11 protein-coding genes are annotated in these 13548 nt (G+C 60.9%); all 11 read right to left on the bottom strand.

Annotation, left to right across the window (positions count from 1 at the left end):
- Window positions 1-38 precede the first annotated feature (38 nt).
- The gene (locus tag ACMYUN_RS12195) at window positions 39-947 is read right to left on the bottom strand and encodes a glycosyltransferase family 2 protein (RefSeq protein ID WP_415763827.1); all 909 of its coding nucleotides are present in this window, start codon (window positions 945-947) and stop codon (window positions 39-41) included.
- Window positions 940-2694 carry a carbamoyltransferase gene (locus tag ACMYUN_RS12200; protein ID WP_415763829.1) on the bottom strand — a complete coding sequence of 585 codons (1755 nt, stop codon included), beginning with the start codon at window positions 2692-2694 and terminating at the stop codon, window positions 940-942. The genes ACMYUN_RS12195 and ACMYUN_RS12200 overlap by 8 nt, the downstream gene beginning before the upstream one ends.
- A 172-nt stretch (window positions 2695-2866) precedes the next feature.
- Window positions 2867-3196 (bottom strand): YceK/YidQ family lipoprotein, encoded by a 330-nt coding sequence (locus ACMYUN_RS12205; protein ID WP_405045553.1) that lies wholly within the window; start codon window positions 3194-3196, stop codon window positions 2867-2869.
- Window positions 3197-3376: 180 nt separating this feature from the next.
- Complete coding sequence (locus ACMYUN_RS12210) at window positions 3377-4828, bottom strand: lipopolysaccharide kinase InaA family protein (RefSeq protein WP_415763830.1); 1452 nt, start codon at window positions 4826-4828, stop codon at window positions 3377-3379.
- Window positions 4828-5580 (bottom strand): lipopolysaccharide kinase InaA family protein, encoded by a 753-nt coding sequence (locus tag ACMYUN_RS12215; RefSeq protein WP_129998216.1) that lies wholly within the window; start codon window positions 5578-5580, stop codon window positions 4828-4830. Before ACMYUN_RS12215 ends, ACMYUN_RS12210 begins: the two co-directional genes overlap by 1 nt.
- Window positions 5577-6311, bottom strand: coding sequence for a lipopolysaccharide kinase InaA family protein (locus tag ACMYUN_RS12220; protein ID WP_415763831.1), 735 nt, complete (start codon window positions 6309-6311; stop codon window positions 5577-5579). Before ACMYUN_RS12220 ends, ACMYUN_RS12215 begins: the two co-directional genes overlap by 4 nt.
- Complete coding sequence (rfaP, locus tag ACMYUN_RS12225; protein ID WP_039756771.1) at window positions 6311-7117, bottom strand: lipopolysaccharide core heptose(I) kinase RfaP; 807 nt, start codon at window positions 7115-7117, stop codon at window positions 6311-6313. Before rfaP ends, ACMYUN_RS12220 begins: the two co-directional genes overlap by 1 nt.
- On the bottom strand, window positions 7117-8238 hold the full coding sequence (locus tag ACMYUN_RS12230; RefSeq protein WP_310404031.1) for a glycosyltransferase family 4 protein: 1122 nt from the start codon (window positions 8236-8238) through the stop codon (window positions 7117-7119). The genes rfaP and ACMYUN_RS12230 overlap by 1 nt, the downstream gene beginning before the upstream one ends.
- Window positions 8238-9299, bottom strand: a complete 1062-nt coding sequence (gene waaC, locus ACMYUN_RS12235; RefSeq protein WP_415763832.1) for a lipopolysaccharide heptosyltransferase I — start codon at window positions 9297-9299, stop codon at window positions 8238-8240. The genes ACMYUN_RS12230 and waaC overlap by 1 nt, the downstream gene beginning before the upstream one ends.
- Window position 9300: 1 nt before the next feature.
- The gene (waaF, locus tag ACMYUN_RS12240) at window positions 9301-10335 is read right to left on the bottom strand and encodes a lipopolysaccharide heptosyltransferase II (RefSeq protein ID WP_415763833.1); all 1035 of its coding nucleotides are present in this window, start codon (window positions 10333-10335) and stop codon (window positions 9301-9303) included.
- Window positions 10336-10510: 175 nt separating this feature from the next.
- On the bottom strand, window positions 10511-13450 hold the full coding sequence (gene glnE / locus ACMYUN_RS12245; protein WP_415763834.1) for a bifunctional [glutamate--ammonia ligase]-adenylyl-L-tyrosine phosphorylase/[glutamate--ammonia-ligase] adenylyltransferase: 2940 nt from the start codon (window positions 13448-13450) through the stop codon (window positions 10511-10513).
- Window positions 13451-13548: the final 98 nt, after the last annotated feature.

Consider the following 13548-nt stretch of genomic DNA (forward strand, 5'->3'; position numbering starts at 1 on the left):
AACATCACGCGCCACAGGTACGCCAAAAAACAACAGATTTATCGGAACAGCAGGCGCAAGGCTTTGCGCATGTAAGACCAACGCCCGAGAATGCGCCAGTCGGCGCGTAGCGCCTGCATGTAGAATGCTTTCGCCAATGCGTATTCGCCATGCGAATAGCAATCTCGAAACAATGACAGGCATCGTTGAGCGAGATATGCCTGACGCAAATCGTGAAATTCTCGCGGCATCCGCTGACTGGAAAAAACTTCAGCAACCACCTGCTCGGTACCCGCTGCCAGGCTCTGGCGCAAATCATGGCGCATGCTGTCGGCGTGCTTGTAAATGAGTGCCAGTGGCTGTTCGATCACCGTGCAGGGAAAGCGCGCCAGCACTTGCGCAAATACCGGTAAATCCTCAACGTTGCGCAGATGCTCGGGATAGTTGCCCGGCGCGAATACATCACGATGCATTGCGCAAGCCCCGTTGGAGATCGACACCGTCTTGTCCAGCAAATAGCCTCTGACCCGCTGGCGCAACGTTGCCGGCAGTGGTTTGACAGCCTGCAGGCTGCGCTTGCCACCGGAGAAGATTGACCAATGAGCGCCGATGATCATCCGCGTTTCAGGGTAACCGGCGATGTGTTGCGATAACGCCGCCAGTGCCCCGGAAGCCATCTCGTCATCTGCGTCGAGAAAAACCAGAAATTGCCCGGTGGTTTCCTCGATCCCGCGATTGCGCACTGAAGACAGTCCGCCATTGCTTTGGCGTATGGCACGAAAACGCCCGGGGTGTTCTGCCAGCAACGCTTGTACAACCTCAGGCGTCGCGTCAGTGGAACCGTCATCGATAACCAGCAGATCCGCCGTCGCTTCATGCAACTGCGCCAGCACCGACTCCACAGCCCGAGGCAGCGAACTGGCGTAGTTGTACGCGGGGATCACGATGCTGATCAGTGTTTCAGTCAAGACCGTTTCCTTGCACGCCGTCTTTGACGACAAGAATATCTTCCATGATCAGATATTGCAGGTCAGAACCAAAAAACATGTTCAGCGCATCGGTCGGCGAGCAGATCATCGGTTCGCCTCGACGGTTGAGCGAAGTGTTCAGCGATACGCCGTTGCCGGTCAGGTCTTCCAGCGCCTTCATCATGTCGTAGTAGCGCGGATTGTATTCACGCTTGAGCACCTGGGCGCGGGAAGTGCCGTCTTCATGGACAACTTCCGGCACGCGGGTTTTCCATTCTTCGGCGACTTCGAAGGTGAAAGTCATGAACGGCGCCGGGTGATCGATCTTGATCATCTGCGGCGCGACGGTGTCGAGCATCGACGGGCAGAAAGGCCTCCAGCGCTCGCGGAACTTGATCTGGTGGTTGATTCGATCAGCCACACCGGGAATGCTCGGGCAACCGATGATCGAACGGCCGCCAAGTGCACGCGGACCGAATTCCATCCGGCCCTGGAACCAGGCCACCGGATTGCCCTCAACCATGATTCTGGCAATCTCTTGCGGCATGTTGTCGAGCTTGCGCCAGGTCGGCTTGTTCTCATGACGGGCGCACGCAGCGATCACATCTTCGTTGCTGTAGGACGGGCCGAGGTAGACGTGTTCCATCTTCTCGACCGGTACGCCACGGGCGTGCGACACGTAAGCGGCAGCGCCGACCGCGGTGCCGGCATCGCCGGACGCAGGCTGTACGAACAGCTCCTTGATGTCGTCACGGGCGATGATTTTCTGATTCAGCTTGACGTTCAACGCACAGCCACCGGCGAAAGCCAGTTTGCCGGTTTCCTTGAGCACGTCGCCCAGGTAGTAGTCGATCATCTGCAACGCCAGCTTCTCGAACAGCGCTTGCATGCTCGCGGCGTAGTGGATGTACGGCTCGTCGGCGATGTCGCCTTCGCGCTTCGGACCCAGCCACTCGATCAGCTTCGGCGAGAAGTAGAAGCCTTTGCCCTTTTCTTTATAACGACGCAGGCCGATCACGTTGGCGTAGTCGGTATTGATCACCAGTTCGCCATTCTCGAACGAGGCCAGACGTGAGAAATCATATTTGCTGGCATCGCCGTACGGCGCCATGCCCATGACCTTGAACTCACCGTCGAGCATCTCGAAACCGAGGAACTCGGTGATCGCACCGTACAGGCCGCCGAGGGAATCCGGGTCGAAGAATTCCTTGATCTTGTGGATCTTGCCGTTTTCGCCATAGCCGAAGAAAGTCGTGGCGTATTCGCCCTTGCCATCGATGCCGAGAATCGCGGTTTTCTCTTTGAAACCCGAGCAGTGATAGGCGCTGGAAGCGTGTGCCAGGTGGTGCTCGACCGGCTCGATCTTGATTTTCTTCGGATCGAAGCCCAGTTGCTCGAGGCACCAGACGATCTTGTTGCGATAGCGCTTGTAGCGGCGGTTGCCCATCAGGATTGCATCGAGAGCGCGATCCGGGGCGTACCAATAGCGCTTGGCGTAGTGCCAGCGGGCCTTGCCGAACAGGCTGATCGGGGCGAATGGAATTGCCACCACGTCAACGTCGGACGGCTTGATGCCAGCTTGCTCGAGGCAGAATTTCGCCGATTCGTAGGGCATGCGGTTCTTTGCATGTTTATCGCGTACGAAGCGCTCCTCTTCAGCCGCCGCGACCAGCTTGCCGTCGATGTACAAGGCTGCGGAAGGATCATGGCTAAGGGCGCCGGACAGGCCAAGAATCGTCAATGCCACAGGGGTCTAGCCTCTTTAGTCTGCATGCAGGCGCGATGCGCCTTGAGTATTGATGTGCCTTCGCACAGGGCGAGTGGCAGCTAAAGGGCGGGATTATAGCGTAAACATGACGGGAATTACCTTGTGCGAATTGTCACCTGCGCGAATGGGCCGATTCAACGGACCGAACGACTCAATAGCCGTCTCTGCGCCAGTAAATACTCAGGTTTGAGTCGGCGACCTGGCGATGAATCGTATAGGGCAGCGACAGGGTATCGAACACGGCGGACAGCGGAAGATCAAGCAACACAAAGGGCGCCAGCATGCCCGTCGGATCGGGCGGCGCATTCAACGTGCAAAAATCGAAGGCCAGGCCACTGTATACGCGCGGAATCGATTGGCAGTAGGTCTTCTTCTTGCGCAAGTCACGGGCAGCATCGGCGTCGTCCTGCAATACGGTCGAGACACTGCCACAGCCTGAGAGAACCCAGGAAAGAACGCCCAGCGTCATCAGTTTTTTCATGCTCAAGATTCGCCCTCCAGAATCGACAGGCAAATTAGCATCGAGGCCGAGCAGGGCACAGTTCATGGCTTCTGGAGAAGCTGTAGGACAAGTCGCTGTGTTTTGTCCGTTACTGCCCGCAGACTCGGATCCGCAGGGGACCGAGTCCATCGCCGGAAGCGGCCTGCTCGCGAAATGGAGTCACCCCGCGCTCGAGACCTCTTTCGGCAGGCGCTGATCAATGACGCGATACAACGCACTGCCTGGCGGCCAGTTGCGCATGAAACGCGCGCGATCCCGGGCGTAGGCCGGGGCAAAGCTGCTGACAGAGCCGTGCTGGCACATCGAGTCGAGGTCGATCAAAGCCCAGCGATCCGCCTGCCAGAACAGGTTGTGACCCTTGAAATCGCCATGACTGATGCGCTCGGCAATCAACCGGGCAAACAGCTGATCCAGTGCCTGCAACTCGGCTTCTGGTGCCTCGCCATTCTCCACGTAAGGCGTGAAGCGCTCGATGATGTCTGGCCCCGGCAGGAATTCCGTGACCAGATAGGCACTGCGGCGCAGCCACAAAAACCGCTTTTCCAGTACCGCCAGCGGTTTCGGCGTGGCGATACCAAGGAAGGCCAGGCGATTGCCTTCGCGCCACGAATGCCAGGCCCGACTCGGGCGCCAGAAGCGCTTGAGCCAGTGGGCAAAGCCCTTGATGTTGTAGCGCTTGATCACCAGCGTGCGGCCGCCCGCCTCGACTCGGCCGACGCTGGCCGCGCCACCGGTCTTGTACAGATGCCCCCGATCAAGCAAGGCGTCGGCCTGTTCGAGCACCGGCAGCATGGCGGTTTCTTCTTCGCGGCGAATGGCGCGCAGAGCGAATGCGCCGCGGTGAACCGCGAACAAGGTGCAGTCGCGGCCGACCTTGATCAGATAATCCCTGAGGCGCCAGCTCCGGACCTTGTCGATCTGCTTTTGCAATGCCTCCAGCGGCAACGCATGCTCGCTGTTGCTCAACAGGTAATAGACCAGCAACTCTTCGGTGAACGGCTCCAGTGACTTGGGCAACTGGGCGAAAAACACCCCGAGGTTTTCCAGCACTTTCTGCCGGGACAATGGCTGCCCCGCCGTTTCCGCACGCACCCCGGCACCATCGATCAGATACAGCTGGCCGCCGTGACGCAGCAGATTGTCCAGGTGCAAGTCTTCCTGCCAGAGCCCTTTGCCATGCAGGCGACCGATGGCATCCAGCGCTTCGGCCAACACGGCCGTTTGCTCATCGGCCAACACAGGCAGCGACTCGACCTTCGCCCAGGCATCACCGAGGCTTTCGGCGTCTTCGAGAAATTCAAACAGCAGCCAGCCGCCCTCGCCGTCTTCCAGCCCATCGGCCAACAGCAGCGGCGTGGTCAGGCCCTGCGCAGCGAGTAGCCGCACGCCATCCAGCTCACGCTGAAAATGCCGGGCAGCCTTGCTGCCGACCAACAACTTGGCCAGTACCGGCCGACCGCGCCATACCCCGGCACCGACGTAGCGCTGCCCGGGCAGCACCCGCAAAAGGCTCAGCAACTGCAAATCCGCAGCCCCGGCTGCATCCGCCAGAGTCACAGTCAGCGGCAACGAGGGTGAGCGCCCGGATCGGGCCAGTTCGGACAAGCGCATCAGCGGGTCTCCTTGTGACTGCGCCGTGCCGTCAGCCGATCGAGCCAGCGGTCGAGCAGCGAACTGTCAGTCGGCTGATCGAGATAAGCCGCGAGCAATTGGCGCAAGTCTGCCTCGCTCCACTGCGGCGAACGGCGCTGCAACGGCTCCAGATCTTTGACCCGATCACGCGCGCCGAACAGCAGCGGCCGGGTCTTTTCCAGATCAATCAGTTGCGCCTCGAAACCGTCGCCAGTGGCGCGCAGAAAAATATGCTTGGGATAAAAACAGCCATGCACCTGACGCATGCCGTGCAGACGCCGCGCCAGCAATCCGCAGGCCTTGAGAATCGCCGAATGTTGCGCGGCACTGAGTTGAGCCCAGCGTTCAAGCAACGAATCCAGATCGCTCCAGCCGTCCAGTGCGCGGGTCAGCAAAATGGCGCGCACTTCCCCATCAACCTTGCGCTCACCGAAAAACGCGGCCTGCAATGCCGGGATGCCAAGCTTGCGATAGCGGCTGATATTGCGGAACTCGCGGGCAAAGCTCGGCTCGCCAAGCGGTGCATGCAAGGTGCGGGTCAGATAGTTGCTCTGGCGCTTGAGGTAATAACCCTGGCCTTCCAGGTTCAGGCGGAACACGCTGCTCCAGCCGCCACCAGAAGTGTTGGGCTCATCCACCGCTTCCAGCTGTTTGGCCCACAGCGCGTCGAAAGTGCCGAGACCGTGGCGCTCCAGCAGCCCACGGTCCTGCTCGGCAATAAAATCAGTCATTCACGTCCCTCAAAAAATCTCACCACGTGCCGAATCCGTTTCTTGTCGGCGACATCGAGCCGATCGCACTGGCGGTACTGCTTATAGAAACGCAGGCGTTGGGTATTGGACAGGTGATATTTGGCCAGCTTGTCGAGACAGGCCAGGTCCTTGGTGATCCGGTACTTGAGCCAGAAGCCACGCCAGAACTCACCGTTGGGGCAGTCGATGAGAAAGATACGCGCCTGATCGTCGATCAACAGGTTGCGCCATTTCAGGTCGTTATGGGTAAAGCGGTGATCATGCATGGTCCGGGTATAACCGGCCAGTTGCCGGCTGACGCCGTCGACCCAGGCGCGATCCTTGAGTTTGGGATCCTTGCGCTCGGCCAGCGCCGAGAGGTCTTCGGTGTTGGGCAATTCGCGAGTGATCATGGCGCCACGATCATAAGCCGCACCACGTCGTTCCAGCCCCCAGGCGACCACCTCGGCGGTAGGGATGCCCCACTTGGCGAAGCGCTTGAGGTTCTGCCACTCCATCTTCACCCGCGGCTTGCCGAGGTAGCGACGCAGGCCCTTACCGGCGCCGACGTAGCGCTTGACGTAATAGTTGACGCCGGCGCGCTGCACGCGAATGACCTCCGAGAGCGGGTCGCGAGTCAGGCGTTCACCCTGCAACGCAAATACGGCGTCGAGGCTGCCAAACTCTTCGGCGAGTTCGCTGTACTGCGGCTCAAGCGTCCAGCCCGCCATCAGAGCGCATCCCCGTAACGCTGCTTGCGTTCGTAGAGCTTGTCGGCCTTGCCTTGCAGCCAGTTCAGCAGCGGCGCCTCTTCTGCCAGAATCTGCCGCAGCGGTTGCTGGAAATAACCCTTGAGGAAACGCAGCTTGTCGCGGCGAGTCAGGCCGATGTCCAGCGCGGAAAAATACAGCGCCGCCAGATCCTTGTTGCGCCAGCGCTGAGTGATTTTCGCGCGGGTCTGGGCACGGTGCAGATCGATCACCGAGAGCTTGAAATCTTCCGGCGTGATCGGTTTGTCGGTGTGCAGCAGGAAGTGGCAGATGTAGCAGTCGCGATGATTGACCCCGGCGCGGTGCATCATGCCGGTCATCCGCGCCACTTCGGCAATCAATGCGCGCTTGAGTGTTGGCTCGGGGGGGTGCTTGACCCAGTCGATGCTGAAGTCTTCCAGGCTGATGGTCGGCGCCAGTTCTTCGGTGACGATGAACGAATGCTGATCCGCCGGGTTGCTGCCCTTCTCGCCGTAGGCGACGGCGGTCATGGTCGGCACGCCGACTTCCTGCAGGCGCTGAATGGCTTTCCACTCTTGCCCGGCGCCGAGCACCGGCAGCTTGGCGGTCAGCAGGTTCTTGAAGATTTCGCCCCAGCCGATGCCACGGTGGATCTTGACGAAAAAGCCATGGCCGTCGACTTCCGTGCGCAATGTCCGGCGTGCTTCCAGCTCGCGGTATACCTCGCCCTGCAAGCCTTCGACTGCGGCGAACGGGTCGCGTCCGGCCCAAAGGCTTTTGAACGGTTCAGCCAGCATCAACTTCATTAAGCGTGCTCCGCCAGAATCACATCCGCCGCATGCTGCGGCATGCTGTAGAGGTCGGCCGTCTCGGCGAAGGCCAGACCGTTGCGGCTCCAGGCCGCACGTGCAGCGTCATTGCTCAACATCTCGGTAAGGTATTGCGTCAGCTGCGCCTGCTCGAACGGCTCGTCCAGCACTCGCCCGGCGTCGGCCTCGGCAATGTAATGGGCGTATCCGCAGACCGCGCTGACCAGCACCGGCAAACCGGCCACCAACGCTTCAAGCAGCACGGTACCGGTGTTTTCGTTGTAGGCCGGGTGAATCAACAGGTCGGCGCCGAGCAGAAAACGCGGGATATCGCTGCGCCCTTTGAGAAAGGTCACGTTGTCACCCAGGCCCAGCGTCGCACTCTGCATCTGGAACAATTTGGGGTCATCCTGGCCGATTACAAACAGCCGGGTGCGTTTGCGCAATTCGGCGGGCAGTGCGGCCAGCGCTTTGAGGCTGCGATCGACACCCTTGGTCTTGAAGCCGGAGCCGATCTGTACCAGCAGCAGCTCGTCGTCCCTGAGATCAAATTCGGCACGGAAACCGGCTCGGATTTCATCAGCATTTGCTGGGCGACGACGATCCTGGGCGATGCCCGGCGGCAGCAGATGGAAGCGCTCAAGCGGCGTGTCGTAGTGCTTGATGAACAGTGGTTGCTGCACTTCGGAAATCATCAGCACTTCGGTCTTCGCGTCCTTGGCGAACACCGCGCGCTCGTACTCGGCGAAGTGACGATAGCGGCCCCAGCGGCGATACAGCGAGTTGCGCAGGTTCTGCGCCTTGTCTTCGAAGCAGCCATCAGCCGCGTAGTACACGTCCAGGCCCGGCATCTTGTTGAAACCGATCAGACGATCGACCGGGCGCCTGGCCAGATCCGCCGCCATCCACGCGCTGAGTTTCTCATTGCGACGGTGATTGAAGAACGCCTTGACGGGCGCCACCAGCACTTCAAAACCCGGCGGTATATCGCCTTCCCAGATCAACGTGTAAACACGTATCTGATGGCCGCGCTTCTGGCATTCGAGGGCGATGCGCATGAAATCGCGCTGCAAGCCACCGAACGGAAAATATTTGTACAGGACGAATGCCAATTGCATCAGCGCAGCTCCTCAGCCATCAACAACGTGCTCAGTCGGCTGGCGACACGCTCGGGATTTACACGCGTGAAGCACAAAGGCTGCTCGCGTTTCAGGTCAAACTGACGGGCATCCTGCTCGGTCGGTTGGTAGGTACATTTTTTCTGCATGCAGGGCGCGCACGGGAAGTCGCTGGCCAGATGAATCTGCAGCTTGCCGTAGGCGCCAGTCAGGCCCGGGTTGGTCGGGCCGAACAGCGAAATGGTCGGCACGTCCAGCGCAGCGGCCAAGTGGCCGAGACCGGTGTCCACCGCCACACAAGCCTGCGCGCCGGCGAGGACTTTGCCGACGCCGGCCAGATTGAGCTTCGGCAGCACTTCGGCATGTTTGAAGCCGGCAGCGATGCGCTCGGCGCGGGCTTTTTCCTGTGGGTTGCCCCACGGCAACTTCACGCCAACGCCGAGGTAGCCGACCCGCTCGGCCAGCTCGCGCCAGTAGATTTCCGGCCAGTGCTTGGTGTCCCAAGTGGTGCCGTGGAGGAACACCACGTAGGCATTCTTGCGCGGCAACTCAACCAGTCGCTCGACGTTGAGGCCGTATTCGCCGAGGCCTTTGGGCAAGTCGTAACCCAGAGCGATGGCAAACAACTGCCGTACGCGCTCGACGGCGTGCTGGCCTCGGGCGACAGCGAGTTTACGATCATAGAAGCGCGCAGCCATCGGCTCGCGAGCGGAGGTTTTATCGAGGCCGGCCACCGGCGCTTTGACGTAGCGGGTCAGCCAGGCGCTTTTCAGCAAGCCTTGAGCGTCGATCACCAGGTCGTATTTATTCGCGCGCACGCTTTGCTTGAAGCGTTTCCACTCGCCGCTGGTGATGGTGTTCCACAGATTCTTGCGCCAGCGGCGGATGGCCACCGGAATTACCTTATCGACCGCCGGGTGCCAGCTCGGAATCTCGGCGAAGCCTTCTTCCACCACCCAGTCGAACTTGATGCCCGGGATCGCGCGGGCGGCGTCGGTCAGCGCTGGCAACGCGTGAATCACGTCGCCCAGCGATGAAGTCTTGATCAGCAATACCCGCAAGTTAATGAACCTCGATCACGGAGGCCTGCAACTTCTGCAAGGCATCGTTGACCGCGTCCGGCATCAGCTGGCGCAGGCAGTTGTAATGGCCAAAACGGCAGGTGCGATCGAAGCAAGGGCTGCATTCGATGCCCAGGCGCACGATCTCGACCTGCTCGGCCAGCGGCGGGGTGAAGCCCGGCGAGGTCGAGCCATAGACCGCGACCAGCGGGCGATTCAATGCCGCAGCGACGTGCATCAGGCCGGAATCGTTAGAGACAACCGAATCAGCACAGGACAGCAGGTCGATGGCCTCGGCCAAAGAAGTGCCGCCGCTGAGGTTGACCGATTCTTCGCGCAGGCCCGGGATCAGCCGGGCACGAATGTCCTCGCCGACCGCGTGATCGTTTTTCGAGCCGAACAGCCACACCTGCCAGCCCTCGCGAATGCGCGCTTCGGCGACCTTGGCGTAGTGCTCGGACGGCCAGCGCTTGGATTCGCCGAACTCGGCGCCAGGGCACAGGGCCAGGACCGGGCGATCGAGGCTCAGGCCGAATTTGGCCAAAGCGGCTTCGCGGGTGACCGGGTCAATTTGCAGGCTCGGGCGCGGATACGGCTTCGGCAACTCAGCGTTCGCTTCATAGGCCAAGGCCATGAAGCGCTCGATCATCAGCGGATAGCGTTGTTTGTCGAGGGTACGCACGTCGTTGAGCAGGCCATAGCGGAATTCGCCGCGCCAACCGGTACGTTTCGGGATGCCGGCAAAAAATGGCACCAGTGCCGATTTCAGCGAATTGGGCAGCAGGATCGCCTGATCGTACTGGCCGCGCAGGGATTTGCCGATGCGCCGACGCGTCGCCAGTTCCAGCGCGCCGTGGCCGAGCGGGAAGCTCAAGGCCTTGCGCACTTCGGGCATGCGCTCGAGGATCGGCCGGCTCCATTCGGGCGCCAGCACGTCGATTGCGCATTGCGGGTGGCGCTGCTTGAGACACTGAAACAGTGTCTGCGCCATCACCATGTCACCGACCCAACTGGGCCCAACGATCAGAATATTCATGTGGTTTCCAAAAACGAACCGGGGAGGCATTTACGCCTCCCCGCCTCGATAATCATTGTGGAAGCGGCGCTGCTGGCGATGGGTCATTTCCTTCAACATGACTGTCGACTGTCACTCCGCTATCGCGAGCAGGCTCACTCCTACAGGGTTTTGCATCCGGCCATACATCTGTGGTTCAGCTTAGCCCCAACTCTTTCCAGATCCGCAACACCTGTTGCCGCTCTTCGACAAACTGATCCCCGGCTATCACCCCGGCGTCCTTCTGCAAGGCCTGCCGGTGGGCGGCGGAGCGGTAGGCCTTGTAGGCCTCGCGCAACAGACTGGCATCTTCGGCGGGCATCAGCCCTTCGTGCTCCAGCTCTTCCAGAATGCGGATGTTATCGGTCCAGCGCAGCAGTGGCGGATGGCTGTGTGACCACGCCAGGGCCGCGTATTGCACCATAAATTCAATATCGACGATACCTCCGGCGTCCTGCTTGAGATCGAACGGCACGCCCGCGTCGAACGCATTCGCCGCCGTGCCGGCCGCGGTGCTGCGGGTGCCGAGGTTGTCGCGCATCTTGGCACGCATCTCGCTGACTTCCTGCTGCAGTTTGACCAAATCCCGAGGCTTGCCCAGCACCTGCGCGCGGACTTTCTCGAAGGCCTGGCCAACATCCTGGCTGCCCACCAGCACCCGCGCGCGCACCAAAGCCTGATGCTCCCACGTCCAGGCTTCATTTTCCTGATAGCGAGCGAACGCGCCGAGAGAACTCACCAGCAGCCCGGAAGCGCCGGACGGACGCAGGCGCATATCCACTTCATAGAGCTGGCCGGAGTTGGTCTGCGCCGTGAGCAGGTGAATGATCCGCTGCCCCAGACGCGTGAAGAACTGCGCGCCGTCGATGGATTTCGGCCCATCGGTTTCCGCCTGCGGATCGCCGTCATGGATGAACACCAGGTCCAGATCGGAACCATGCCCCAGTTCGATACCGCCGACTTTGCCATAACCGACAATGATGAAGCCGGGATCGCACAGCGTGCCGTCGGTGCGCAGCGGCGTGCCGTACTTGGCCACGGTCTGCCGCCAGGCCAGGGCCAGCACTTGTTCGAGAATCGCCTCGGCCAGCCAGGTCAGGTAATCGCTGACCTTCATCAACGGCAGGCTGCCGGCGATTTCCGAGGCGGCGACGCGCAAGCGGTGCGCCAGCTTGAAATGGCGCAAGGCTTCCATTTGTTGCTCGAGGTCGTCCTCGGGAATTCGCGTCAGCCGTTCGCGCAACTCGGCCGCCAGTTCCGGCGCCAGCGGCGGCTTGAACAGCCGGCCCTCGTTGAGCAATTCGTCGAGCAGCAGCGGGAAGCGCGTGATCTGTTCGGCAATCCACGGGCTCGCCGCACACAGGGTCAACAGGCGGCGCAGCGCGCCGGGGTTTTCCGTGAGCAACACCAGATACGCCGAACGCCGCGCCACCGCTTCCACCAGTGGCAGCACGCGCTCAAGCACCAAATCGGGATTGGCATGCTCCACCGCTTGCGCGAGCAGTCGTGGAATAAACGCATCGAGACGCTCGCGTCCCAGTCGCTGCATCGCGCGCAATTGCGGACTGCCGCGCAAACCGGCCAGCGCTTTCAGCGCTTTGCCGGCATCGACAAAACCGCCTTCCTGCAACTGCCGGCACGCGGCCTCTTCGTCCTGTTCTTCCTCCCACAGCGGCAGCCATTCACCACCGACCACCACTTCGCTTTCGCCGCCCTCTTCTTCGTCGGGATCAGCGATCACTTGGGCGAAATGCCAGGCCACACGCCCACGCCAGTACATCAGTTGTTCATGGAAGGCGGGCCAATCGGCGAAACCCAGCATGAAAGCGATGCGCGCCTGATCCTGAGCATTGTCCGGCAGCATTTGCGTCTGACGGTCAGCGATCGCCTGAATCGCGTGTTCGGTGTAACGCAGAAACTCGTAACCCTCGCGCAATTCGCTGACCACCGCCGGCGGCAGATAGCCTTGCCCTTCCAGCGTGCTCAGCACCTTTAATAGAGGACGCTGTTGCAGGCTCAGGTCGCGGCCACCATGGATCAGTTGAAAGGCCTGAGCGATGAACTCGACCTCACGAATGCCGCCGGAACCGAGCTTGATGTTGTCGGCCATGCCCTTGCGCCGCACTTCCTGCTGGATCAACTGCTTCATGGTGCGCAGCGCTTCGATCGCCGAGAAGTCCAGATAGCGCCTATAAACGAACGGTCGCAGCATGTCGAGCAACTGCGCGCCGGCCACCTGATCGCCAGCCACCACCCGCGCCTTGATCATCGCGTAGCGTTCCCAGTCGCGGCCCTGATCCTGGTAATACTGCTCCAGCGCATTGAAGCTCAGCACCAGCGCACCGGACGATCCGTATGGGCGCAGGCGCATGTCGACGCGGAAGACGAAGCCGTCGACCGTCATGGGATCCAGCGCCTTGATCAGACGCTGGCCGAGACGGATGAAGAATTCCTGGTTATCCAGCGAGCGTTTCACGCCGACGGTTTCGCCGCCTTCGGGGTAGGCGAAGATCAGGTCGATGTCGGAAGACAGATTCAGCTCGACCGCGCCGAGCTTGCCCATGCCGAGGATGACCATCTGCTGCGGCTCACCACTGCGCCGACCGGTCGGCGTGCCGAATTGCTCACAATGACGACTGTACAGCCATTGATAAGCCTGATCGATGGTGGCGTCCGCCATGTCCGAGAGGTCGCGGCAGGTCTGCACCAGATCGGCCTGGCGTGTCAGGTCGCGCCAGATGATCCGCACCTGATGGCGCGCGCGTTGGCGACGCAAGGCGCGGCCGAGTTCGTCTTCGCTCTGCGCGCTGTTTACGGCGGCGGCGATCTGTGCGCGCAACTCGCCGGGCGCAAAGGGCCGATCGAGTTCGCCGGACGCCACCAGTGCCAGCAACATCAAAGGGTCACGAATGCTCTGTTCAATGACAAATTCGCTGGCAGCGCTGACGCGGGCGAATTGCGCCCAGCGCTCCGGCGTCCAGCTCGACAGGCCGTGATCGTCTTCAAGGGCGGCGACGGACGTACGGAACGACTGCTCGGATCGGCTGACCAACGGCAGGAGAATGGCGGGCAGTTCGGCAAGCACGGGCAGGGTCATGGTCTATCCTTGATCGGCGTATAAAGGGCCGCTTGTAGTGAATGATGAAAACCCGCTACGTGAAGGACTGTCGAACAAAAGTTAGAAATAGCTGAAAT

It is taken from the genome of Pseudomonas sp. CP4 (assembly GCF_047758505.1).
GTDB lineage: Bacteria > Pseudomonadota > Gammaproteobacteria > Pseudomonadales > Pseudomonadaceae > Aquipseudomonas > Aquipseudomonas fluorescens_AO.

Coding starts and splice junctions, on each gene's coding strand:
- ACMYUN_RS12205 (WP_405045553.1), bottom strand. CDS start 3,196: ATGAAAAAACTGATGACGCTGGGCGTTCTTTCCTGGGTTCTCTCAGGC.
- ACMYUN_RS12210 (WP_415763830.1), bottom strand. CDS start 4,828: ATGCGCTTGTCCGAACTGGCCCGATCCGGGCGCTCACCCTCGTTGCCG.
- ACMYUN_RS12215 (WP_129998216.1), bottom strand. CDS start 5,580: ATGACTGATTTTATTGCCGAGCAGGACCGTGGGCTGCTGGAGCGCCAC.
- ACMYUN_RS12220 (WP_415763831.1), bottom strand. CDS start 6,311: ATGGCGGGCTGGACGCTTGAGCCGCAGTACAGCGAACTCGCCGAAGAG.
- rfaP (WP_039756771.1), bottom strand. CDS start 7,117: ATGAAGTTGATGCTGGCTGAACCGTTCAAAAGCCTTTGGGCCGGACGC.
- ACMYUN_RS12230 (WP_310404031.1), bottom strand. CDS start 8,238: ATGCAATTGGCATTCGTCCTGTACAAATATTTTCCGTTCGGTGGCTTG.
- waaF (WP_415763833.1), bottom strand. CDS start 10,335: ATGAATATTCTGATCGTTGGGCCCAGTTGGGTCGGTGACATGGTGATG.
- glnE (WP_415763834.1), bottom strand. CDS start 13,450: ATGACCCTGCCCGTGCTTGCCGAACTGCCCGCCATTCTCCTGCCGTTG.